The sequence below is a fragment of the Micromonospora sp. NPDC048839 genome (genome assembly GCF_040649915.1).
In the GTDB taxonomy this organism is placed as follows: domain Bacteria; phylum Actinomycetota; class Actinomycetes; order Mycobacteriales; family Micromonosporaceae; genus Micromonospora.
Map to the genome: position 1 here is coordinate 573,681 of NZ_JBEZGL010000002.1, position 22,969 is coordinate 596,649.

Here is a 22,969-nt window from a genome sequence, read left to right on the forward strand (position 1 = left end):
AAGGACCAGCAGAATGACCGTTGTCCCGGACGACCACCTCATGACCCTGATCTGCGACACCTGCGGCGACACCGTCAAGGCCACCGCGTGTGTGCTCCCCGATGCCGAGGTCGTCTGGACCCTGGTGTCCGAACAGGGCTGGAGCGGTTCCCCCTTCGCTACCGGCCCGCACCGCTGCCCACACTGCAGCCTCCTGCCGCTCCCTGGTGGCGGCCACGCGTCGTGCGGCGACCACGGTCCTGGCGGCATCCTCGGCATCGACCACCTCGACGACGTGACAGTTGTCGCCGCCGCCGGTGACGTCGATCTCGACACCGGGGACACCCTGCGCACCGCCCTGCGGCACGCAGCCGACATGGGCGGGCACGTCGTGGTCGACCTGAGCCGAGTACACCTCATCGACTCCACCGGCCTCGGTCACCTCGTCCGCGCCCACCGCGAAGCCCGAGATCGTGGGGCCACCCTCTGTCTGGCCGCGCCGTCGCGGTTCATCCGCACCGTCCTGCACACGATGCGCCTGGACGGCGCCTTCCCCATCTTCGACAGCCGCGACGACGCCCTCGCCCAACTGTCCGAGGGGTCGGTGTCGAGGCGGCCAACCGCCACCGCCGCCACCCGTTACTGATCGCACTCCTCCGGACCGAACGCATCCTCGCCGCCGGTAACGACAACCGACACACCTGGAATCGGATCACAAGGAGCCAGTGGCCATTCGAATGGCCGCTGATGGCGCGGCGAATCTCGAGAACCGGCCCGCAATTGTCGTAGCACTCGTACTTCAAGGAGATCCGAGGGAGCCCATGAGCATCGTTGGTCTCGTCACCGCGCTCCTCGTCGGCGTCGCTGTCGGCCTGCTCGGCAGGCTCGTCGTCCCAGGACGCCAGGAGACCCCGATCTGGCTGACCGTGTCCGTCGGGGTGGTCGCCGCGCTGGCGGGCAGCATCGTCGCCCGTCTCGCGGGTGTCGATACCAGCACCCTCAACCTCATGACACTCGTCGTCCAGGCCGGCCTCGCCGGCACCGGCGTCGTACTCGTCGTGGCCACCGCCAGGCCCGACCCATCCGACTCCCCCTGAACCGGAGACGACGCAGAACCAGCACCAGAAGGCCAGCCCCAAGCACGGTCAGGCCGGTTTCCGTTCACGTTCATGAGTCCCATCCGATCGGGTTTCTGAGCGGCCTGAGGACGTCACTGGCCCGCCATCCGCTATTCCGCCCGGCCTCGTCACACCAGGAGCTGACGATGTACATGCCATGGCCGTGTCGTGTGGCATGAGCTGCTCCTTCCGTAGCGTCTGCTTCCTTTGCGCTACCCACCGGGCGTCCCGGACTAGACGACGAAACGATGACGGTTCCTGCCCACTTCCGTGACGGCTGGCGCCGGTATCCTGGATCGCGTACGACCTGTGCGCATATGTCCGCTAGCTGAGGGGGGACCGTGCCCGATCAGATCGACCTCGCTCGCCTGCGGGACGTGCTCGACGGACCGTGGGCCGCAGTCCGCAACGCGCACCGGGAGCACCTCGACGCGCGCTTCCTCCCGGTCTACGGCGAGACTGGTGACCAGGCGCGGGAGCGGATCACCCGGTTGCTCACCGAACTCCCCGCCGAGCTGGGTATGGCGTCGGCCTTCCCCACCGAGTACGGCGGCAGCTCCGACGTCGGCGGGTCGATCATCGCCAGCGAGATGCTGGCGCAGGTCGACCTGTCACTGATGGTCAAGGCCGGAGTCCAGTGGGGCCTGTTCGGCGGCGCGGTCACAGCCCTCGGCACCCGCCGGCACCATGACGCCTATCTGCGGGACATCATCTCGGGCTCGATCTTCGGCTGCTTCGCGATGACCGAGACCGGGCACGGCTCCGACGTCCAGCAGCTGCGCACCACCTGCAGGTACGACCCGCGGACGCAGACCTTCGACCTGCACACCCCACACGAGGCGGCCCGGAAGGACTACATCGGCAACGCCGCCCGGGACGGGCGGATGGCGGTGGTCTTCGCGCAGCTGATCACGAACGGCGAGCGGCACGGCGTACACGCGTGGTTGGTGCCGATCCGCGACGCGCAGGGCAACCCGCTGCCCGGCGTGACCATCGGCGACGCCGGGCCCAAGGCCGGCCTGCTCGGCGTGGACAACGGGCGACTCAGCTTCGACCACGTACAGGTGCCGCGGGACATGCTGCTGGACCGCTACGGTCAGGTCGCGCAGGACGGCACGTACTCCAGCCCGATCGAGAACGACTCCCGGCGCTTCTTCACCATGCTCGGCACCCTGGTCCGCGGCCGGGTGAGCGTGGGCGGCGCCGCGTCGGCGGCCACCAAGTCGGCACTGACCATCGCGGTGCGCTACGGCGACATCCGCCGCCAGTTCGGCACACCCGACGCCGACCGGGAGGTGCTGCTCAACGACTACCTGGCCCACCAGCGCAAGCTGCTGCCCGCCCTGGCCACCACGTACGCGCTGCACTTCGCGCAGACCGAGCTGGTCGTAGCGCTCAGCGAGGTGCAGGGCGGCGACGGGCCGGTCGACGACCACCGGCAACGGGAGCTGGAGTCTCGGGCCGCCGGTCTCAAGGCCGCGCAGACCTGGCACGCGACCCGCACCATCCAGATGTGCCGCGAGGCGTGCGGCGGCGCCGGCTACCTCGCCGAGAACCGGCTGCCCAGCCTCAAGGCTGACACCGACGTCTTCACCACCTTCGAGGGCGACAACACGGTGCTGTTGCAGCTGGTGGCCAAAGGGCTACTCACCGGCCACCGGGACGCGTTCGGCTCACTGGACGGCTGGGGACGCGCCTCCTTCGTGGCCGAACAGGTCCGCGAGATGGTGCTCGAACGCACCGCCGCGCGGTCGCTCATCGAGCGACTGATCAGCGCCGTGCCCGGACGCGACGACGAGGTCGCCGTCACCGACCGCGGCTGGCAGCTCAAGGCCTTCGAGGACCGCGAGAGGCACCTGCTCGACGGCGCGGTCCGCCGCCTGCGCAACGGTGCGGCCACGAAGAAGGACCGTCCCTTCGACATCTTCAACGACGTCCAGGACCACGTCCTGACCCTCGCCGCCGCGCACATCGACCGGGTCACCCTGGAAGCGTTCGTCGCCGGCATCGACGACACCGCCGACCCGGCGGTCCGGTCGCTGCTCTCCCGCGTCTGCGACCTGTACGCGCTCACCGTCATCGAGACCAACAAGGGCTGGTTCCTGGAACACGGCCGGCTCACCCCGGCCCGCTCGAAGGCGATCACCGGCGTCGTGAACGGACTACTCAAAGAGCTACGCCCACACCTGCGGACGCTCGTCGACGGTTTCGCCATCCCAGACTCGTGGCTGCACGCCGCGATCCTGCGCGAGGAACCCCACCGGCAGGAAACCATGACCGCCCACGACGCCGCCGGTGATCCGCAGGCAGTCCTGGCCTAGGCAACAGGGCGGCCACGCCGGTCTTCAACACGCTCGAAACCACCTCCGCGAGATCGAGACGGCGCTGCGCGGCAGCGACAGCCACTACCGTCCCAACTCCCCGACGCCGTCACATCCCTGGCGGATGCCGTTCGGCAACTGCGCCGCGAGACGCGGGCCGACAAACCCCACGACCAGACTCGACGACACGCCCTGCGGGCGGCGGAGGCAGCCGGGCGAGCCACGGCTCTGGGGCTGCGCGACTTCGGTGTCACCACGACAACACAGATTCGCGCGACAGCCAGCGACCTGCTGCGGGCCACGGGCTGCTCCGTGGTCGAGGCCAACCGGCAGGTCCGGCAAGCGGCGCGAAACGCTGCCTAGCTGGTCGGGCCTTCGGACGATGATCGCCGCCGATGGGTGCGGCCGTCCGATACGGTCCGGCCGTCCGCCAGCTCACAAAGCACGGCCTGTCGGCTCTGGCTCGCTGCGCCGATGCCCGTTGCGGTTGATCGTCACCAAACCGTCACGGATTCGGGGTCGTGCCGCCACATCCCAGGGAACTTCTGTTGCTGAGGGGGTACGACGGAGCGGAGGAACCACCAATGGGCAGAAGGAAGAGTCGGGTGCGCCCGGCAGTGGCAATGCTCTCGGCGGTGGTCCTGCTCGTTGGGGGCTGCACCGGCGAGCCCGCAGCGCCGCAGCCCAGCCCTGTGCCGACGCCCACCACCCCACCAGGCACGGTCGCACGGGCGAAAGTGGGCGACCATCTCACCCTGACCGCGAGCGTCGAGCGGGTCATCACCAACGGCGCCTTCGTCGTCCGCGACGTCGACCTGACCGACGGGACCCTGCTCGTGCTGTCGACGGGCCTGTCGGTGCCCGCCGCGCCGCAGTTGGTGACCGTCGAGGGCACCGTGATCCGGTTCTCCCACCGCGACCTCACCGGCCGCTACCACCTCGGGTCGCCGCGACCGTACCGGGCCTTCGAGGGCGGACGCGCGCTCGTCGCCCGGGAGCTGACCGCCTGGTGACGATCCCCCGCGCTGCGGAGAGGTGCACGTCGCATCGCCGAGCCGGGCGCGTCCGGCCGACTCAGCCCGCACCGGCCTCGCCCGGTGCCAGTCGAGGCCGCCGAACAGGGCGTGACCATCGGCGTGGAACGCACCCCGGGCCAGGACCTCGTTTCGGCTTCCGCCAGCTCGCCGACATCGCCGAACGCGCGCTATCCCCGGCATCAACGACGTCACCACCGCCGTACGCGCGGTGCAGGAAGCACACGACCTCCTGCGCCGGCTCGCCACCCGCCCCGACCCGACCCACATCGTCCGCGACGACGACGGCACCGTCCGCGCCCAGATGAGAAGCATCTCGTACGACACCATCCTGGCGATGATCATCGACGACATTCGACTCGTCTCCCGGGAGCAGCCCCGCGTCCAACGCCTGCTGGACTCCGTCGTCCACGACGTGGCATCCGTCGCGCTTCCCGTCCACCACGCCGCGATCGGGCGTCGGCTACCAACGCCTGCCGCTGACAACCTGCCCTGACGCCCTTCAATTGACGTCGTTTCGCAGTTCACGTCCCGGGTCGGCACCCACCCGGCGGAACAGGACGGGATCGCCCGCCCCACGTTGGAGACTCTGTCGGTGAGTGCCCTCCCGCCGCTGCGCCGCTCGCGATGGATCCTCCCGGTCGTTTCCGGCACCCGCGTCACCCGGCTGGAACTGTTCGTCGACCTCATCTTCGTCCGCATTCCTCAACGTGGTCGGGCTCATCGAGGCGCCTGGGCATCGGGTGCATGCGGGTGGATCCCGGGGCCGGGGTTGACCAGGGAATCCCCGGTCACCTTCGGGTGAGGCGGTAGGTGTCGGCCCGGTCGGGGCTACCTCGCTCGGAGGGTGAGCAGGGTGATCTCACTCGGCGCGAAGATCCGGAATGGCGGACCCCAGAAACCGGTCCCCCGGCTCGTGTAGAGCTGGGTCTGGCCATGCCGACTGAGGCCCTGCACGACCGGCTGGTCCAGCCGGACCAGGTAGTGGAACGGCCACATCTGGCCGCCGTGGGTGTGCCCGGACAGTTGCAGATCCACGCCGGCCGCGACCGCGTCGTCGATCTGCTTGGGCTGGTGCGCCAGCAGCAGCACGGGCAGCCGCGGGTCGGTGCCGGCGAGCGCCGCGGCGTGGTCGGCGCGGTGACCGGCGACGCCGGACGAGGCGGCGGTCACGTCGTCCACCCCGGCGACGACGAGCCGGGCGCCGCCCCGCTCCACCACAAGGTGCCGGTTGTGCAGCGGCTCCCAGCCGAGGGTCCGCATGTGCTCGACCCAGCCCTGCGCCTCGCCGTAGTACTCGTGGTTGCCCGTCACATACACCCGGGCCAGCCGGGCCCGGACGGCGCCCAGCGGCGCGGCCTGCGCCCGGCGCTGGTCGACCGTCCCGTCGGCGATGTCGCCGGTGTGGCAGACGATGTCGGCAGCCAACCCGTTGACCACCTCGGTGGTCCGGGCGGACCAGCGGGCCCGGTCGATCGGTCCGTAGTGGGTGTCCGTCAGCAGCACCACCCGGACCCCGTCGAGACCAGCACCCAGCCGATCCACGGTGACGTCCACCCGCCGGACCCGGGGCACCCGCATCGCCTCGGCGTACCCCCAGACGGCCAGGAAAACTGAGACGACCGCCGCACCGACCGCCACGGCCCGGGACCGCGCCGGATCGGCGACCCCCGCGGCGGCCAGCGGGAGCCGGGCCACGTTGCCGAGCAGCGCCCAGACGAACAGGATCCAGACCAGGCCAAGGAGTGTGTCCCCCGCGCGGGCCGCCGCGTCCAGCCGCCGGCGGCCGTGCCCGAGATACATCAGAACGGGGAACGCGACAAGCGCGACGACGAAGACGCTCGTGCCGGCGGCGACCACCGGCGCCGGCCACCGCGCCGCCACCGTCAACGTCCACCACGGCAGCCCGAACAGCGACGCCAGGAGCGCGACCAGTGTCGCCCCGGACACCAGCGGTCGCAGCGACCCCCGCGCCGGCCGCACCTGTACGGCATCGCCAGCAGCCATCGTCGTCCTCCGTTCGGGTCTGTGCAGCATGACACGGTCCGGGCCGGATCGACCACGCCGGAAACCGGGATGGATCCGTCCCGTAGGTGATCGACCCGCGACCCGGGGGTGCCTCGCTTCGGGGATGGTCAGCGGGTGGCGGGCGACGCCCCAGCCGAGAGTCTGCGCCTGATCATTTCAGGCTCGCCGGAGACGGCCCGTGCGGTTGCGTCGGCGCTGTCGTTTCGCGCCGGTCGCGGTCGACGTGGGCGGCGACGTCGCCGCCACACGGTTCCTGCGCCGAGGCGTTGGCTGCTACTGGGACGAGCCGCACCTGCTGGCCGTCGACAACCACGGAGCCTGCCGAACGCCTGGCGGCGGATCGTCGGACGACGAAGACCTCACTGCGGAAGAGTTCGAACAGGCCCGCGACGACCTCCCGCCGTATCAGGTGGCGCTGAGTGGGAGCCGCGTGGTCGGTTTGGCCATTTCGCTGGCACGGGCACCGGATGTCCGCACCCGGCGATGCGGTTGTCCGTGCTTCGTCGCGACGAGGCAGCCGGTCAGGCTCAGGCAGGGAACCAAGCAATGCCGGCAGGGCACCACACACGAGGGCAAGGCCGCCCAGCTCGCTGATCCCCACCCATGCGATGTCGTCATGCTCATCAGGTGCGCGGTTGGTGGGAGAGCCGACCCAGTCGCTGATGTGCCAGACGCCCACGTGAACGGCCTCCTCGCCACTGCCAGCATGCCAGTCGCCCAACCGTGAAGCGGACTCCGCCACAATGTGAACCCCGAGCTCCTCGCGCATCTCACGCGCGAGGGCCTGTAGTTCCGACTCACCCGCATCGACATGCCCCCCGGGCAGATCCCAGAGATCCGGGTATGCCCGGCGGGTCGGACTGCGATGTACCAGCAGGACCGCACCGTTCTCCACGAGTGCGCCGCAGACGACGACATGCATGACGGGATAAGAGCACAGGGATAGGACAGGCTCGCTCCACCCAGAGGGCACGCGCGGGCATCCGGCTCTGTCGCCGTTCGTAGGCTCGCCCTGTTCGCCGGCCGTCACTGTTGCGTGGATTGCTTGGATCGCCCGCCGTAGAGGGCTACGAAGACGCGGTCCCGCAGGATCTCGTACTGCTGGCGGCATCGCCGAGGTGGGCCCGGCGGGCGTTGCTGGACTTGACCGCCGACGACGACTTCCGGTGGCTGGAACTGGTCAGCTGTCAGGTCGACCTCGCGGCCGTCGGCCAATCGATTCCAGTAGTGGTAGCCGACCTTGGCGTCTCCGGCGAGGACCTCGCCGAGGATCAGCTCTCCGCCGAGCAGGTCCTGAATGATCAGGGCAGTCACCCCGCATTGACCACGGGCTGGGTTGCCGGTGTGCCAATCCTGCACATCGTGCGGGTCACAGGTATCCGCTCCCCAACCGCCGCGCAGCACCGGCCGCAGCATCTCCAGGTCAATCACGAGAGGGACTGATCGTTGGTCGCGCTCTTCAGACGTCACCCAGGAAGGGTCAGCCCTCGACCGGGTCGAGAGTCAAGGGATACCCCGCCTCGGGTCCTGGCCGACCGAATGGCACCACTAGGTTCTGTCTCGCGGATCATGAATCTCGCTCGTTAGGCCTGTGTGGCACGAGGAGATTTGACGAACCACGAGTGGGTTGTGCTGGCGCCGCTACTGCCGGCGCAGCCCGTTCGCGGTGACCAGTGGCGTGATCATCGGCAGGTCATCAACGCGATCTGCTGGGTCAAGCGGACCGGTTCACCATGGCGTGACCTGCCCGAACGGTATGGGCCATGGAAGACCGCGTACCAACGGTTTCGCCGCTGGGCGGCCGACGGCACCTGGGCCAGCCTCAAATCTCACGTCATCGCGTTGGCCGAACGCGACGACGACATCAACTGGGACGCCCAAGTCGACGCCACCATCGTGCGCACCCACCAGCACGCGGCAGGCGCCCGAAAAGGGGGCTGAGCAGCACCGACGCGCGGGCAGCGCAAGCCATCGGCCGGTCCCGCGGCAGACTGACCACGAAGATCCACACCCTGGCCGACGGACGTGGCCGCTCTCTCGCTACCCGCATCACCCCAGGTCAGGCAGCCGACACCCAGCAACTGATCCCACTGCTCGACCAGGTCCGGGTACCCAGACCCGGCCAGGTCGGCAGACCACGCAAGCGACCCGACTCAGTCACCGGCGACAAGGCGTACTCCTCGCGAGCCAACCGCAAGGCCCTGCGGGACAAAGGCATCACCACCGTCATCCCCGAGCCCAATTGTCGGCTCCCGCCAGGTGAGTGTGCAGGTCGGCGAGCAGGCGTACGACGGTGCTGACGGGATGCACGACGAGCAGGTCGTGCGTCACGATGGCGGCGAGCAGCACGGGTTGGCCGGGCTCGATGCGGCACATGTGCCGGGCATTCGCCGGCAAGGGTAGGTCACCTCGGCTGCCCACCTGGTGGAGGCCGTCGCTGGCCGAGCAGATGACGAGCATGCCGTGGCGTGTCTGAATGTCGAGGCGGTGGTGCGGGGGCCATCCCAGCGCTCGCAGGAGGTGCTGCGCGCTCACCCGGCCACAGCGTGCCGGAAGAGCCATCCCCAGCACCAGGCTGGCGTCGGTGATCGCCGGTGGGCAGACTCGGGCAGGTAGAGCGGGCATCGGCATCGCGCCTGGGCGGGGACGCGCGGGCAGGGCAGCGGGTGCGAGTGGACCGACGAGGTGTTCCTTCGGTCGGATAGGTCGTGTCATGACCGAACAACCTCATTCAGCGATGAGGCGCGTCACGCCAGGGGCGGGCTGATGCCCTTCATCGGCGTAATGCTGAAATTAATCTGGGATTCAGCGGAAAGCATTGTATGATTAGCGCATGCTGTATCGGACTCCTGCGCTCGCCGATGACGACAAGCGCGTGCTCGGCGAACTGGACACGATGCGGGACAACCTGCGGTATCAGATCGCTGAGCCGCACCGCTGGACAGGGCAACTCCGACGAACCCTGATCGCTCACGCCATCCAGGGCTCGAATTCGATCGAGGGCTACCAGGTGTCCCTGGACGACGCCGCCGCGGCCGTCGCCGGCGACGAACCGGTAGAGACGAACCCGCAGACCTGGGAAGTCATCACCGGCTACCGGGACGCCCTGACCTACGTGCAACAACTCGCCCGCTCACGCGAGTTCACCTGGCAGCACATGCTGCTCAACGCGCTGCACTTCATGATGCTCCGCCATGACCTCAGCAAGTGGCCGGGCCGCTACCGTCCAGGAGACATCCACATCGACGAGGCGCACACCGGCCGACGCGTCTACACCGGGCCGGACGCCGACGACGTTCCGTCGCTGATCTCCGAGCTGATCGACTGGCTGGCCGACGGCGAACCGGAGACCCCCCTGCTCGTCCGGGCCTCCATGGCCCACCTGAACCTGGTCAAAATCCATCCCTGGCGGGACGGCAACGGCCGAATGTCGCGCTGCCTACACACCCTCGTACTCGCCCGCGACGGTGTCCTCGCCCCAGAGTTCTCTTCCATTGAGGAGTGGCTCGGCGTCGGCCGAAACACCTACGCCTACTACGACGCGCTCGGTGAGGTAGGCGGCCCAACCTGGCAGCCCGACAACGACACCAGCAGGTGGATCCGATTCTGCCTCAGCGCCCACCACCAACAAGCCCAGCTGGTCCGGCAACGCCTCGACCAAGCAGCGCATCTCTGGGAACTGCTCGACACCTGGGTCCGGCGCAACGGGCTGCCCGAGCGGGTCGTCAGCGCCCTACACCTCGCCGCCACCGGCGGTCGGGTACGCCGCACCCTTTATCAACGCGACGAGAACCTCACCGACGACCAAGCAACCCGCGACCTTCGCGCCCTCGTCCGGGCGGACATGCTCGAACAACACGGCGAGACCCGCGGCAGGTTCTACCTCACCTCGCCGACGCTGCGCGACCTCGCCGCCCCCGCGATGCGCCCAAAGGAAATCATCGACCCATACCGACGGTGAGGCGCAGGCCCCGGCACTGCCAATCTCCGACAGTCAGCGCGCCGCGAACGGGCACCATTCCCTATCTACCGAATTGAACCCATGCAGCCGGTCGTACCAGCAGCATTCTAGACTCACAACATCTGGGGCCTAAATAGGCCAGATAGGCCAGTCGGCCTGTCCTATTTGACGTGATTTTCCACGAAATTTGGTGTCCGAGGGGGGATTCGAACTCTTGTACGTATCATCGGTGCTCCATTTCGGGTGCACATGCTCATAGATTACGGCACGTTCAGGGTTGGCTCAACCTCGCGCCCATTACCGGGCGTGAGCATCGAAGTCGGGCCGCGCATGGTCCAATCTTGCCAGCCAGCTGGCTCGGTTATCGACTGACCGAAATGAACGTGCAGGCATCAAGCTTGAGCCCCACCGCAGGGGTCCTGGCGAGTTTCAGTGACCGGCGTTGACGGCAACCCGTGCCGCTCGCGTTCTTCGGTAGCGAGCGCACCAGGTTCACCGCCTTCGTCGAACTCTGAAAATTCACCACAACCGCGCACAGCGCCAGAGCATCCAGCGCCGACCAACGCCATGCAACGAGGTGTTCCCGCAACGCGCAAATCTGCGCTCGCACCGCCAGGGCGAGGGTCTGGATCCGGATGAGTCGCCGGACCGCCGCGGTGTCGGAGCTGGGGTAGACAGTCATGGCGACGGCATAAGCCCTGACGAGCAGGCTGGCATACCAGGCCGGGGCAGGCCTCGAGGTCACCCCGCACCTGCTTCGCGCAGATCACTCCACTTGACCCTGCGCACTCTGATCGATACTTTCCGTGCATGACTCAACAGCGTTGTCCCTGAGCAGAGGGGACCCCGATCGGGCCTCGGGCAGCATCCACTCATGGCTCCCCCGCGCATCAGCCCTGAAGCGTTACAGCGAATGCAGTGGCAAATCCCGTCTGGACGCCGATCGGTGCCGAGAGCGTCCGACACGGGAGGTCGCTACCCTTGGCCCACTGTGACGTCTGTTGTCTGCGCCTGAAGCTCACGAAGATCAAGACTTTGCCGAAGCATTACAGTGAAGAGACGTATGGCTTTTTCGGCCACGGCGCCCAGAAGGAATGCAATGGCTCGGGAGCGACTCGTCACACTGCGGATCGTGATATCCCAAGACAGTGCAGGCGTCCACGGAGCCGTCAGATCTGCCCATCCTGCCGTCCCACGTCCTTGACGCTGAACAGGAACGGCAGATTCCCGAAGCACCTCTCCCCCGACGGCACCAACTGTTCCATGTCAGAGGCGAACAACCGCAGATAGGATTCTGAGCAAGCGCCGCGCTTTACGGTCACGTTTCGCGCGCTTTCGGCGGACACGTGAGAATCTTGCTTTGAGGCCTGAGCCATCGGAAGTGATCACATTGACCGCCGCGCTGCATGGGGGGATCCGAATCATCCGAAAAGTTCGCGGATAACTCCCATTGCTCGTGGCGAGATCGCTTCGTCGGGGTAGAAGTCGCTGCACAGACGTATAGCGTCGTCCACCGTCGTACCTTGGCCAGCGCCGCTAGGGCGCGAAGGTCGTCCACGTCGCGGGTTCGCGCCGCGAGCGCTTTCATCGCGAAGATGTGCTCCGGCGAGGCGGCCATCACGCGCAGGCCAGGGTGGTCGAAGACTCGTCGCTTGCCCGGGTCGTCCTTGCCGGAGACATACACGCTGGCCTGCTCGTTGAGCCACCACGGCGGTAGGCCCAGTTCGTCGGCCACTGCACGCGCCTCATCGAGGACGACTCCGTGCGGGACGAACATCGCGTCGACGTCCCTGGTAACCCGTTTCGCGTCGTAGGCGAGCGCCATCGCGGCACCACCCACGATGAAGATGTCAGCGACGACTCCGCGGCGGACAAGCCGGTCGCCCAGGTGAGCGAAAGCGCGTTCGAGTTCCGCGCGCCCCATGAGGACGCCGTCTGATCCGCTCACGCCGCAGCCAGGTCGTGAACGGACAGGTACACACCGTGCTTCCGGAATGCAGCCGGCGCCCATGCCAGGGCGTCGGCCCGGTGAATGGCCAGCTCGGCCGGGAACCATGCCCGGCGCAGAACACGTGCGTCGACCCAGGCGGGCGGGGCAAGATCTGCCTGAGCTAGCAGGTGCTCCGCGAGCGCGGCAAGCAGCGCGTCCCACCGTGGGTCTCCGGTTAGCCCGGGCTCATCTCGTAACAGGTCGACCCTGGTTCCGGCGGGTTCCCAGCGGTACTCCTCCAGAAACTCCCATACGAGCTTCCAGCGAGTCCGGTCGGTGTCCGCAGATGCCAGATGGGTGGCCAACCTGGCCAGACTCATCGGTTCGTAGCTGGTACCCATCGGGCAAGCCTCACCTTCGAGCCGACGGATTCATCCGTTGCAGACTATCGCGGCACCGCCCGCGAACACCGCAGAGGTGAGATGGCGACGCTTGCCCGATTTTGGGCCGCGACCCTGCTCGGAGGGTTCACTCATGCTGCGCTCACGGCATCACCCTTGTGATCTTGGTTGTAAGCAGCGCAATCTGTGACGTTGCCTGTCAACTAACAGAGGATGCATGTGAGCGTGACTCTCAGTCAGGATGCGATCGAGAAGGCGACGACGCTGATCGAGTTTCTCGCGGATGTGACAGCCGCAGTCGAACGGGACCCAGTGTGCGACATTCTGGAAGACCCGGACGCGCCTGATCCCGTCATCTGGCTCAATGCGCTACCGCGGGGCGTTCAGTGGATGGCTAGCCCTGCCGATGATGTGATCATGCGGCTGCGTCCGTCTCGGCCACCGACGTCGCCGCCGCCGCCGGAGTTGCTACACGAGTGGATCGACATGGACCCCGTGGGCAGGTTCGCTGGTCTGCACCGCGCCTGTTAGACGCCCGGCTGTGTCTGCTTCCTGAGGGAGTTACAGCAACAGGTGGTGGTTGCCCGCGGTGCTGCTGACGCAGGTGCCGTTCTGTCGGTGGGTCGCAAGATGGCGCGGCCATAGATGGGCTCGTTTCGTGCCGTTCTGCGCGACGCACAGTTCTGCGGTTACCTGTAGGGATGCTGGTAGGGGGTGGGTGCCGTGGTGCGGCGCAAGCATGAGTGCGTAGTGGGCGGGGCTGAGGTCCGTCGTGGCGAGCCATGACAGGACGGGGTGGCTGGCGTCGCCGAAGGCGATGAGCCGCCCCGGTTCGGCGTCCTCGAACACCAGCGACATGTTGTTGTTGGCGCGGCGCATCCGGTCCCAGACCACGCGGAAGTCCTGCTGGAGGTGCGCGGGGATGTTCAGCCGGTCGACGTCGAGCCAATATCCATCTTCACCCGCGTCTTCGGCGTCGAGCAGGTCCGGAGACTCGCCCGGATCGCCGCCCCGAGAGGGGGGCCGCTGCGGGATCTCGTCTCGCGATGGTTGCAGCCACCCGCCGGTGCGAGCCGCTTCGAAGTTGTCCTTCAAGGCGGGGTTGCCGCTGTCGGCGAGTGACCGAGCGAGTTCCTCGAAGGCGAGTACCGCGTTTTGGACCTGACGGGTCACGCCTGGCGGCAATATCGGCGGTGGCCACAGCACCTCATAGCCTCGGTCGCCGGCGAGGAAGGCGCCACCGGCGCCACGAGACATCGGGGTGTAGCGCAGCCCGCGGTCGGTAACGGTCTCAAGCTCGAGTGCGAGATCCAGACTGCGGACGCCGGTGACGAAGCGGGCCATCGCCAGATAGCTGAGCGCGTACTGGGGTACGACGCGTGGGGGGCGTGGTGAGATCAGGCGCAGTCGACGGAAGCGCTGGCCCCGGGCGCGCATGCGCTCCGCGAGGCGAACGAAGCCCAAGTAGTGATCGACGTCGAAGTGAGTGACGATGATGGTCTCGATGAGTTCGGGCCGTCCGTCGAGGGCGTCCAGTAATCGTTCACACGCGTCGTCGGCGGAGACGCTGTCGCTGCCGCAGTCGATCACAGTCACTGACTCACGGCCGTCACGTCGGGTCCTGATGATGGTGCAGGCGCCATCGCCGACATCGAGAACGCTCACCAAGTCTCGGCGCGGCGGAAAATCAGAAGGCTGGACTGGCGGGTCTTCGGGGCCGGGGTCCGGTTTCTTCCGTGCCACCGCTGCCATGCGACGGCTCTGAGGGTCGGGTGGCAGGCCACAAATCCTCGCGATTGACCCGAGGCTGTTGAATAGGTCGTTCTTGAAGGCGTTCCTCGGGACTGAGGTGTTGATCCACTGCACTGCTCGGCTGTGGCGGAACCCGGGCGGTGCATCCGCCTGGTACCGATAGCGGCCGACGATACGGCCGATCGCCATGCTTCCCACGTGATTGCGGTACGGCATGGCGACGTAGTCGCCCGGGCTCATCACCGCCAGGAAGCGCCACAGCTGGCCGGCGAGACTGTCGAGTCTCTTCGCAGCGTCCCCGGGATGGACTGTGGCAAGGCGGGCCCGCACCTCGGGCAAGCTGCGGCACTGCGAGATGTCGCCCAGTTCGGGCCAGTCGGCGAAGACCACTCCTTGCGTGATCGCCTCCTCGCCCCCACCATCCTGTCTGCTGGTCCGCACCATCCAGGAACCCGTCACCGGCCCTCTCCCTTCAGCCGCACGGCTCGTGGCCGCAGGACCTCACGTGCAGAGCGCACAGCAGGCCAAGGTGCTCAACGCCTCGTTGGTGGGCGCCGGGGACGGGAGCGATCAACACGTCCGCGATCCTGCCCTACCGCCGGTCCGGTCGCAGTAACGGTCCATGGTGTGGTTGGTGGAACCGGCGGCGCCGTTAGGCGCTTGGCGGGGTAGCGCGTGAATGAGAGTGGGCAGGACGGCAAGCGCGCCGGGGCCGGCGCCGGCGAGGATGAAGGGAGTGCGGGCGCCGGCGAGGTCGACCAGTAGGCCGGCCGCTACGTCGGCGAGGCCATCTCCCAATTGCACGGCGGGTTCCGAGGGGGCCCGAAGATGCGGCCCAGAACCGGCCGGGACACGAGGTCTAAATTTTCGGTGTCGTAGCCGATGTTCTCCACGGCGTTGCGCGCTGCGGCGATTAGTTGTGCCGCCGAACGACGGCGAGAACGGGGGCTATGCCTGCGACCAGCAGGCCTGCTCCTGTCGCGGCGATCGCGACGATCAGCAACGTTGCTGGTGAGCGGCAGCGGGCCAGCCGGTGCACGCGAGGGATGCCAGCGGCATTCCTGCTCCAAACACGCTTGAGGCGAGGTCCGGTGATGACGATCTGAAGTCGTCGGCGATGCCCCCGCCACGCTGCTGCAGGCGCGCGTCCTGCAGAAGGGCCACCTCGGCCTGCTACCGGCCCGCCAGTTCGAGTTGTCCGTCCATCCTAAGGGATGTCTCGTAACCCTGGCGGCTGTCCGTTGAGAATGATCGGGTAGGAGGCCGTGGTGCAGGTGATCACGGCAGTTCGCTCGGAGTGGATCTTTCCCTTCACCGGGCTGCAGCCAGCCCAGTTCCGCACACTGGTCCGGCTGGTCGCCGAGCGTGGCGGTGAGGGCATCGCCGACGGCCGACCGGGCCGGCAGTGGGCCTTGGACCTCGCCGATCGGGTGTTGCTGGTGGCCGCGTACTGGCGCACGAACCTGACGATGCGCCAGATCGGCCCGCTGTTCGGGGTGTCGCACTCCGCAGCGCATCGGATCATCGACACCCTCGCACCGTTGCTGGCCCTGGCGCCGGTGCGGAAACGGCCGGTCGAGCAGATCGCGATCGTTGACGGGACGCTGGTCCCGACCCGCGATCACCGGCTGGCCGCCCGGAGCAAGAACTACCGGTACTCGACGAACCTGCAGGTCGCTATCGACGCCAGCACCCGTCTGGTCATCGCCGTCGGCGACCCGCAGCCGGGCAACCGCAACGACACGATCGTCTACCGCAGCTCAGCTATCGACCAAAAGTCGACCTTGGACTGTTCACGTTCCCCTCCCGCGTTGGCTTCACCCGCCTCTGAGCTACGGCGTGGTGCGACGATAGCTGCCGTGCAGATCGAGATCACACGTCATGACTCCACCAGGCCCGCCGAGAAGCCGTTTATGGCGGCGGTGGGGTTCAACGCTGCATGGTGGAACATCGGCCTCGTGAAGGGCCCGATCGCCTGGTGCAGCGCCAGAGATCCAAAAGCAGGCGAGATCGCTCGTGCTCAGATCAAGATCCGATCATTCACGGGTGAGGCATACCCAGTCGCCACATTCCCCGCAACGGAGCGACCGAGATCGACTTTCTTGAGGTCCGTGTTGACCTCCGCGGTGGAGGACGGGCCATCGGCCGCAGCTTTCTAGCGATGATCAAGGAGGAGTTTCCTGGACCGTACGTAGCGCTCTCGCTGGATGAGAGCTCGGACGGCTTCTGGCGTCGCCTCGGATGGGTTGAGCACGACCATCCGGAGGCGGCCGAGTACCGGGCTCGCGGCGGCGGAGTGCCAGCCGTGCTATTCGAGACACCTTGACCTGCGCAAGCGCAGCTGCCGACTTCCTCGAAACATGGTTGCCTTACTGACTCCCGGCGAGCGCCTGAGTTGGTACGACGCGCATGGTGTGTTCCCGGCTGGTTAGGGTCGTTGTTATGTCGGTGCCAGCCGACTACGGAGTACGCAAGGGCCGCGCCGCGGATAGCTCGCAGGCGTCGAGCAGACGCGTAGAACGTTCCGGTGTCGAGTTGAGCGCTGACGAGGGGGCATCCGGTCAGGACGCAACGGTTCAGCCTCGCCGGAGTGAGCGTCATGGTGGAGAGGTCGCCGCTGGTGAGCTAGCAGCCGTCAGCGCGACGTCTCCTGTTGCCGCTTAGGCCCAGGCTTCGACGACGATGACTTCGCCGGGGCGCGAGAGACGGACCTATTTGGGGCAGGGCGAGCGGTTAGCCACGCGAAAGAGCGCCTTCCTCCGACTGGTACAGAACGGATCTGAGGGCTCACCCTGAACAGCGGGTGGCGGAAGTGCGCCGTTCCGCTGCCCAACGGCGTCCCCAGCGCCGTGTGCGATCTACGCCGGAGCGACGAGCCGGGCCGCGCACGATCGCGATTGCCGATACCGAAGCGGTCTACATAAATCCTTCATGATCGATTAGATCCTTGCCCATGCGGCGACGACGTCTGCTGTGACGGATTCCTGAGCGACCCGCCCTCGCTTCTCGCGGATGGTGGCCGTCTCCTGCCACAGCTGATCGCCGAGCCAGTTTCGGCCAGGCGTCGCCAACCAGTTCACAGTCCCGCTGTTCTGGGCGGGGCGCTCGGCCATGGCGGCCCAGAGTGCTGTGGCGGGTTTGATGTCGGGTAGGCCGCCGGCGGCTGCTGCCGTGGCGGCGTCGGAGGCGATGGTGAGACCGGCAGGGTCGAGGTCGCCCCAGTACCAGACAGTTCCGGTTACGGGTCCGCGGCCGCCAATGTCGACGCCGAGGGCGGCGACTTGCGACGGGAAGGCGTTGCCGCATCCCCAGGCGACAGCGCCGATGCGGTGGGTGTGGGTTTTGCGCAGGGTGTCAGTGGCGACCCAGTAGGTGTCGCTGTTCTCGACGACCAGGATGTCCGGTCCGGTGCCGACGGCGACTGCTGGCAGCGGGGCCGGGATGCGTACGCAGGCCAGCAGGTCGAAGCTGAGCCGGCCCGGGCCGAATAGGGCGGTGCGGGCCATGCCGTCCAGGCATTTCTCGTCGCCGAAGATTTCGGCGGATCGGTAGCGCACCGGGACGACGGCGGTTTCGCCGCCGTCGGTGCGTGCGAGCCAGTTGTTGACCGCGATGAGCTCACGCAGTCGGGTGTCGGACAGCGTCGGCAGGGAGGCGATCCAGCCGAGTTCGTGCCGCCACGGGAACCTGATCCACTCTTTGGCGCGCACCGGTCGACGGCTCGTCGGGATAGTGATCGACCGTGGTAGCGGCGGTGTCGTCGACGCGTCCCACGCCGTGGTCGGTAGTTCCACCACACCGCGGGCAGCGAGGTCGCGCAGGGCGGCATCCAGGGCCGCGGCCTGGGTGGCCTCGCCGATCAGGCGTGGCGCGGCGTCGGCCCATAGGGGCCAGAGCTGCGACAGCGGGACGCGGACGGATCCGGTGCGGGCGAGCGCGTCGGACAGGGCGTCGATCTCGGCCGGTCTGGTGAGCGCGGAGGTCATCGGCGGATCTCGTAGGTGGTGGCGTCGACCCAGTTTTTCGGCTCGTTCGGGCCGCGGCCGGTCATGAGGGCGGCGGCGATGTCGATGCCGTCGACGATGCGGGCGCGTAGCCGTAGGAAGGACAGGTTGCGGCGGAGGTCGCCGTCGTTGCGGAGTTTCACGACGACCGATCCGGGACCGGTGAAGGCGGCGTCGACGCCGGCGTCGTGCAGGCCGGTGGCGCAGATCAATTGCAGGCCAGTGTGGGCGGCGAGCTGGTGTTGCATGGCGATGAGGGTTTCGGCGGACGCGGCGCCGAAGGGGTTGTCGAGCAGCAGGGTGCCCGGTGGCCGGGCGCCGCCGGGGCGGTGGGTGCTGCGTACGCCGGACAGGGCGCAGTACACCAGGACGGCCAGGGTGAGGACTTGGCCGCCGGAGAATTCTTGCGGGATGCGGTCGGGTGGGCAGTAGATGACTTTGCCGTCGATGCAGGGTTTGAGGATTTCGATGGACCAGGCGCCGGCGCGGAGGCGGTCGATGACGGTGTCGCGGACGGCGTCGGCGAGCCACCGGGCGCGGATCTCCGCCGAGGATGCGCGTTTGGGGTTGGCGGCGAGTTCGGTGGCCCACGCGTCGATGCGGTCGGCCAGGCGGGCGGCTGACTCGTCGTCGGCGGCTTCCTCGAAGCGGATCTTGATGGCGGGGTGGTCGGAGAATTCTCCGAGGCCTGCGGGCAGGCGGGAGGCGCGGGTCACTTCGCGCAGGAGCCGGCGTTGCTCGCGGCAGAGGGTGAGTAGCCCGTTGCGCAGGATGGTCCGGTGGGTGTCGAGGGTGTTGAGGTCGCCGCGGGCGGATTCGGCCATGGATCGGATGCGGCGCGCGAGGGTTTCCGCTTCGGTGATCAGGTCGGGGTCGGGCAGGGCTCGGAGCCGGGCGACGACGGGGGCGTCCAGGTCTCGCCAGCGGGGTTCGTTGGCGCCGGCGCGCACGTGGGTGACGGCTTCGCCGAGTTCGCCGTGTGCGGTGCGTTCGGCGGCCTCCGCGGCGCGGTGGGCCTCGCCCAGCGCTCGCATCTCGGTTCTGGCTGTTTCTTTGCTGCCGGTGTAGATCCGGGTGGTGTGCATGAGTTCGGTGGTCCAGATGCCGATGAGGTCGGTGAAGGCTTCAACGTCGGCGGCGACGGCGTCATGGAGTTCTTGGGCGTCGAGCTGGGCTTGCTCGGCGGCTTCGCGGCGGGCCAGGAGCACGGCGTTATGGGCTTCGAGTTGCTCCAGTAGGGCAGGGATGTCGGTGGGGGCGGCCGGTAGCCACTGCGGGGTGTTCGACAGGTCGAAGTGGTTTTGCCGGTCGTGCGGTGGCGCGGCCGCGGTGACTTCGTTTTCGGCGTTTTCCCTGTCGGTGATGGCACGCAGTCGGGCCATTTCGGCGTCGGCGGCAGCCTGTCGGGAGCGGCGTTGCTCGGCGGTGCGGGCTGGCCGGGAGGAGGCTGGTGTGGTTCGGGCCAGGGCGGCGGCGCGTTCTCTGACCGGTTGGTCATAGCGGTCGCGTCGTTCGATGGCGGTATCGAGGCGGGTTTGCGCGCGTTCGAGTAGCAGTGCCTCGCGTAGGCCTTGTTCGGCGGCGATGAGTTCGGTTCGTAGCGAGTGCCAGGCGGCTTGGATCACCGAGAGGTTGCCGCCTGGATCTGCTGCGGCGTGTTCGACGCCGATTTCGGTGCGCATCGTCTGCCAGGAGCTACGGTCTGCGCGTGCCTGGGCCGCCGCGTGGGCGTTGGCGGTGATGCGGGCGGTGGCCGCCTGGCGCGCCTCGGCGGCTGAGGTCAGCCGCTTCGCGGCGTCGGCGTGCGCTGCTTCGGTTTGTGGCCGTTGGTGGGTGGCTTGCGTACCGGCCGCAGAGACCGTGGTGAGGTGTTCGGCGCGGTCTGCGTTCTCGGTCGCCTGGGTGTGCTCGCGTCGGGCCTGTTCGGTGCTGCGGCGATGTTCTCCTGCGAGTTGGCGCTGGTGGTCGCGTTGCTCGACGAGCCCGCCCTTGCGGCGGGTGGCGGTTTCCAGGGCGTCGGTGGAGGCGGTGACGGCGGTGGTCAACTCGGGCCGTGTCGTGGCCTTCCAGCGGTCGGCGAAGGCGGAACAAGCGGCGGAGGCGGCGCGATGCAGCGCCGCGGCGGTTCGGGCTTCGGACAGCTTCGTGCCGTGCTGTTGTGCGGTGGCTTCGAGGTCGGCGCGGGTGGTGGCGGCCCATTGACGATCCCAGGTGGCGCGATGCGGCACGATCACGTGACGCGGTCCGGCATCGCCTTGCGTGGTGGTTGTCCTCGTGGTGGGCGCGATGGTGATGGTGACGGGAACGCGGGTGCGGGGTTTCACCTCGGTGAGATGGGTGATGGCTGCGGCGAAGCGGGTGGGGTCGGAGACGATGACGGCGCCGGCGAGCTGTGCGTGGGCGGTGATGAAGGCCGGCCGGTCGGTGGGTTCGATGATGTTGCGTTCGATCCAGTCGAGGCCTGTGACGGCGCCGAAACGCGCCTCCAGCAGGGTGTTCAGCACGGTGAGCACGTCGGCGCCGGTCGGCGCGGTGCCTGCTTCGTCCAGGTGGGCCAGCTCTTCGCGGGCGGCGCGGGCGCGGCGTTCGTGGTCGGCTGCCCGGTCATCGGCGTGGCGGGCGGCTTGGTCGGTCAGGTCGACGGCACGGTTGATGTCGCCTGGGTCGGCGGGTTCGCCGCCGAGCACCGTAGTGACGGTGGCGTTGGCGGCCAGCGCGGCGAGCTCGGTGTCGAAGGCCTCGAGTTTCGTGTGGTCGGTGTCGGCTGTCTTGCGCAGGTCGATGAGGTCGTCGTCCAGGCTGTGCAGTTGCCGTTGGAGGGTGTCGAAGGCGGCGTCGGCGGTCTCGGCCGCGTCGGCGTGCCGGCCGGCTTGCGCGGCGGCGGTCTCGATCGCATCCTGCCAGCGGCGCAGGCAGCGTGCGGGCCGCTCACCCGGCAGGAGCCAGCCGGCCTCGTACGCAGCTTCGACAGCCGCTTCGGCAGCCTGGATCGCTGCGTCGAGGCGATCCAGTTCCCGGCGGGCAGCGTCGCGGTCGCGTTCGGCTTTCTTGTCGAGTTCGAGTGCCGCCTCAAGATCCTGCTTGCCGAGCTGGGCTTGTTCATCCGCGGTCGCCGCGACGGCGTCGGCCTCCTCGATGAGGCCGTCCAGGCGGCCGGCCAGAGCCTCGGCGGCCTTCGCGAGTTGCTCGCGCAGCGGGGCCAGCCCCTGGTGGGCCGTGTCGTACGCGATGCGGGCGGCGTCGCGTTCCTGACGGGCGACATCCACGTCGAGGACGAGGTCGACCGCCTCCCACGCGTCTCTGTCCAAGGTGGCATGCTCAGCAAGCTCGGTTCGGTGCCGGACGGTGTCGGCGGCCTCCGCGAGTCGGTGCCGCGCCCGCTCGAGGTGCAGTTGCAGGCGGATGTCACTGATCTGGCCGTACTCGCGGCGCGCCGTGCCCAGCTCGGCGACCGTCGCCTTGACGGCATCGGCCAGATCGGTGAGCGCAGCAGCGTCGCGGGACAGACGGTTGGTCAACGCGGCGGCGTGCTCGCCGCCGGCAACCTTGGCGGTGAGCGCCAGGGCGGCTTTGTCGTCCAGTGCGCTCTTGCGTTGGGCCAGCAGCTCGACTTGCGGGGCGAGTTGCGCGCCGAATCCGGCAAGGGCGTCCAGATGAGGCCGCTGGGCGGCGAGTTCGGCGTACGGGCCGAGTTTGCCGGTGAAGTCGGCGATCTCCCGGTCGTCGTTGAGCGCGGCAATGAAGAACCGCACCACGTTGTCCGGTGAGTCGAAGCTGGCGAGCAGTTTCTCGGCGCCGGCCTCGGAGTCGTTCATGCGCATCTGGTAGCTGAACAGCACCGGGTCGATGCTGGTGCGCTCCTGCAGCGCCTGGGTCCAGTCGGTTTGCAGGCGGGTGAGCACCCACTGGGTCCGCGAATCGGCGGACATCAGAGTGGACACCTGTCCGAGGAAGGCTTCCAGGATCGTGCGGCGGCCGTCGGTGACGAACGGCAGGTCGTCGATACCGGGCAGACCCGGCCCGGTACGGAACAAGTACCAGGCCCGGTTCATGTTCGTGGTCGAGCGTTGTTTGTGGCCGGGCTGTCGCCGGCCGTCCTTCCACTCCATCACCGCGCCGGTGACCGTCCGGGTGCCGGTCGTGGCGTCCTCCCATTCGCACAGGATGTGAGAGGTGTCGCCGGTGAGGACGTAATCACCCAAGTTCTTGCCACCGACCTGGGCGCGGGAGGCGGGTACGACCAGGCTGCACACCAACGTGATCAGAGTGGATTTCCCACCGGTGTTCGTCAACGACAGCAAGACCCGGGAGGCGGCGCCGTCGCTGGTGGTGAAGTCCAGATCAAGGGGGTCGAACCGGGCTCCGTCGGGGCCGACGCCGTGCAGGCGGATGCGGCGCAGCCGTAACGGCGGGACCGGCAACCGGTCGGGGTCCTGCTCGC

The 22,969-nt window shown here is 68.1% G+C and carries 19 protein-coding genes and 1 pseudogene; 10 read left to right on the plus strand and 10 right to left on the minus strand.

Annotated features, from left to right (window positions below; genetic code table 11):
* The first annotated feature begins 13 nt into the window (after positions 1-13).
* The 5 genes from AB0C25_RS05740 (at position 14) to AB0C25_RS05760 (ending at position 4,948) form a co-directional block, all read left to right on the plus strand.
* Positions 14-625 carry an STAS domain-containing protein gene (locus AB0C25_RS05740; protein WP_357370026.1) on the plus strand — a complete coding sequence of 204 codons (612 nt, stop codon included), beginning with the start codon at positions 14-16 and terminating at the stop codon, positions 623-625.
* Positions 626-800: 175 nt separating this feature from the next.
* The gene (locus AB0C25_RS05745; protein WP_357370028.1) at positions 801-1,076 is read left to right on the plus strand and encodes a GlsB/YeaQ/YmgE family stress response membrane protein; all 276 of its coding nucleotides are present in this window, start codon (positions 801-803) and stop codon (positions 1,074-1,076) included.
* A gap of 362 nt (positions 1,077-1,438) precedes the next feature.
* Entirely contained in the window at positions 1,439-3,418 is a 1,980-nt protein-coding gene (locus tag AB0C25_RS05750) for an acyl-CoA dehydrogenase (protein ID WP_357370031.1), read from the plus strand.
* 584 nt (positions 3,419-4,002) lie between these two features.
* On the plus strand, positions 4,003-4,431 hold the full coding sequence (locus tag AB0C25_RS05755) for a hypothetical protein (protein ID WP_357370033.1): 429 nt from the start codon (positions 4,003-4,005) through the stop codon (positions 4,429-4,431).
* A 193-nt stretch (positions 4,432-4,624) separates the two neighbouring features.
* Positions 4,625-4,948 (plus strand): DUF2254 family protein, encoded by a 324-nt coding sequence (locus AB0C25_RS05760; RefSeq protein ID WP_357370137.1) that lies wholly within the window; start codon positions 4,625-4,627, stop codon positions 4,946-4,948.
* Between the two features lie 335 nt (positions 4,949-5,283).
* Here the strand turns inward: AB0C25_RS05760 and AB0C25_RS05765 are convergent, their stop codons facing one another.
* The 3 genes from AB0C25_RS05765 to AB0C25_RS05775 form a co-directional block, all read right to left on the minus strand.
* Positions 5,284-6,459: a metallophosphoesterase gene (locus AB0C25_RS05765; protein WP_357370037.1), complete on the minus strand. Its 1,176-nt coding sequence runs from the start codon at positions 6,457-6,459 to the stop codon at positions 5,284-5,286.
* Between the two features lie 172 nt (positions 6,460-6,631).
* Positions 6,632-7,402 carry an NUDIX domain-containing protein gene (locus AB0C25_RS05770; protein ID WP_357370039.1) on the minus strand — a complete coding sequence of 257 codons (771 nt, stop codon included), beginning with the start codon at positions 7,400-7,402 and terminating at the stop codon, positions 6,632-6,634.
* A gap of 104 nt (positions 7,403-7,506) precedes the next feature.
* Positions 7,507-7,950, minus strand: coding sequence for a hypothetical protein (locus AB0C25_RS05775; RefSeq protein ID WP_357370041.1), 444 nt, complete (start codon positions 7,948-7,950; stop codon positions 7,507-7,509).
* 138 nt (positions 7,951-8,088) lie between these two features.
* Between AB0C25_RS05775 and AB0C25_RS05780 the strand changes: the two genes are divergently transcribed.
* Both AB0C25_RS05780 and AB0C25_RS05785 read left to right on the plus strand, forming a co-directional pair.
* The gene (locus AB0C25_RS05780) at positions 8,089-8,421 is read left to right on the plus strand and encodes an IS5 family transposase (RefSeq protein ID WP_357370043.1); all 333 of its coding nucleotides are present in this window, start codon (positions 8,089-8,091) and stop codon (positions 8,419-8,421) included.
* Positions 8,422-8,492: 71 nt separating this feature from the next.
* Positions 8,493-8,780, plus strand: a complete 288-nt coding sequence (locus tag AB0C25_RS05785) for a transposase (RefSeq protein WP_357370139.1) — start codon at positions 8,493-8,495, stop codon at positions 8,778-8,780.
* Here the strand turns inward: AB0C25_RS05785 and AB0C25_RS05790 are convergent.
* A complete protein-coding gene (locus AB0C25_RS05790; RefSeq protein WP_357370045.1) occupies positions 8,707-9,195 on the minus strand; it encodes a hypothetical protein in 489 nt (162 codons plus the stop codon). The two genes, AB0C25_RS05785 and AB0C25_RS05790, sit on opposite strands and share 74 nt — an antisense overlap.
* Before the next feature lie 118 nt (positions 9,196-9,313).
* Between AB0C25_RS05790 and AB0C25_RS05795 the strand changes: the two genes are divergently transcribed.
* On the plus strand, positions 9,314-10,441 hold the full coding sequence (locus AB0C25_RS05795; RefSeq protein WP_357370047.1) for a Fic family protein: 1,128 nt from the start codon (positions 9,314-9,316) through the stop codon (positions 10,439-10,441).
* A gap of 361 nt (positions 10,442-10,802) precedes the next feature.
* Here the strand turns inward: AB0C25_RS05795 and AB0C25_RS05800 are convergent, their stop codons facing one another.
* The 3 genes from AB0C25_RS05800 to AB0C25_RS05810 all read right to left on the minus strand — a co-directional run bounded on the left by AB0C25_RS05800 (position 10,803) and on the right by AB0C25_RS05810 (position 12,772).
* A complete protein-coding gene (locus AB0C25_RS05800) occupies positions 10,803-11,123 on the minus strand; it encodes a hypothetical protein (RefSeq protein ID WP_357370049.1) in 321 nt (106 codons plus the stop codon).
* Positions 11,124-11,759: 636 nt separating this feature from the next.
* Positions 11,760-12,389: a DUF6036 family nucleotidyltransferase gene (locus AB0C25_RS05805; protein WP_357370051.1), complete on the minus strand. Its 630-nt coding sequence runs from the start codon at positions 12,387-12,389 to the stop codon at positions 11,760-11,762.
* A complete protein-coding gene (locus tag AB0C25_RS05810) occupies positions 12,386-12,772 on the minus strand; it encodes a hypothetical protein (protein ID WP_357370053.1) in 387 nt (128 codons plus the stop codon). Before AB0C25_RS05810 ends, AB0C25_RS05805 begins: the two co-directional genes overlap by 4 nt.
* Positions 12,773-12,997: 225 nt before the next feature.
* On the opposite strand from AB0C25_RS05810, the gene AB0C25_RS05815 reads away from it, so the two are divergent.
* On the plus strand, positions 12,998-13,303 hold the full coding sequence (locus AB0C25_RS05815; protein WP_357370055.1) for a hypothetical protein: 306 nt from the start codon (positions 12,998-13,000) through the stop codon (positions 13,301-13,303).
* A 30-nt stretch (positions 13,304-13,333) separates the two neighbouring features.
* Here the strand turns inward: AB0C25_RS05815 and AB0C25_RS05820 are convergent, their stop codons facing one another.
* Positions 13,334-14,983, minus strand: coding sequence for an MBL fold metallo-hydrolase (locus AB0C25_RS05820; RefSeq protein WP_357370057.1), 1,650 nt, complete (start codon positions 14,981-14,983; stop codon positions 13,334-13,336).
* 809 nt (positions 14,984-15,792) lie between these two features.
* Here AB0C25_RS05820 and AB0C25_RS05825 point away from each other — a divergent pair.
* Positions 15,793-16,266, plus strand: a pseudogene (locus AB0C25_RS05825) (transposase family protein); the annotation flags it as partial.
* A 1,197-nt stretch (positions 16,267-17,463) separates the two neighbouring features.
* On the opposite strand, the gene AB0C25_RS05830 reads toward AB0C25_RS05825, so the two are convergent.
* Together AB0C25_RS05830 and AB0C25_RS05835 are read right to left on the minus strand one after the other, a co-directional pair.
* Positions 17,464-18,510 (minus strand): hypothetical protein, encoded by a 1,047-nt coding sequence (locus AB0C25_RS05830; RefSeq protein ID WP_357370059.1) that lies wholly within the window; start codon positions 18,508-18,510, stop codon positions 17,464-17,466.
* Positions 18,507-22,637 carry a hypothetical protein gene (locus AB0C25_RS05835; RefSeq protein WP_357370061.1) on the minus strand — a complete coding sequence of 1,377 codons (4,131 nt, stop codon included), beginning with the start codon at positions 22,635-22,637 and terminating at the stop codon, positions 18,507-18,509. Before AB0C25_RS05835 ends, AB0C25_RS05830 begins: the two co-directional genes overlap by 4 nt.
* Between the last annotated feature and the right edge of the window lie 332 nt (positions 22,638-22,969).

Coding starts and splice junctions, on each gene's coding strand:
- AB0C25_RS05835 (WP_357370061.1), bottom strand. CDS start 22,637: ATGGAGTGGAAGGACGGCCGGCGACAGCCCGGCCACAAACAACGCTCG.
- AB0C25_RS05770 (WP_357370039.1), bottom strand. CDS start 7,402: ATGCATGTCGTCGTCTGCGGCGCACTCGTGGAGAACGGTGCGGTCCTG.
- AB0C25_RS05765 (WP_357370037.1), bottom strand. CDS start 6,459: ATGGCTGCTGGCGATGCCGTACAGGTGCGGCCGGCGCGGGGGTCGCTG.
- AB0C25_RS05800 (WP_357370049.1), bottom strand. CDS start 11,123: ATGACTGTCTACCCCAGCTCCGACACCGCGGCGGTCCGGCGACTCATC.
- AB0C25_RS05755 (WP_357370033.1), top strand. CDS start 4,003: ATGGGCAGAAGGAAGAGTCGGGTGCGCCCGGCAGTGGCAATGCTCTCG.
- AB0C25_RS05745 (WP_357370028.1), top strand. CDS start 801: ATGAGCATCGTTGGTCTCGTCACCGCGCTCCTCGTCGGCGTCGCTGTC.
- AB0C25_RS05795 (WP_357370047.1), top strand. CDS start 9,314: ATGCTGTATCGGACTCCTGCGCTCGCCGATGACGACAAGCGCGTGCTC.
- AB0C25_RS05830 (WP_357370059.1), bottom strand. CDS start 18,510: ATGACCTCCGCGCTCACCAGACCGGCCGAGATCGACGCCCTGTCCGAC.
- AB0C25_RS05810 (WP_357370053.1), bottom strand. CDS start 12,772: ATGGGTACCAGCTACGAACCGATGAGTCTGGCCAGGTTGGCCACCCAT.
- AB0C25_RS05740 (WP_357370026.1), top strand. CDS start 14: ATGACCGTTGTCCCGGACGACCACCTCATGACCCTGATCTGCGACACC.
- AB0C25_RS05790 (WP_357370045.1), bottom strand. CDS start 9,195: ATGACACGACCTATCCGACCGAAGGAACACCTCGTCGGTCCACTCGCA.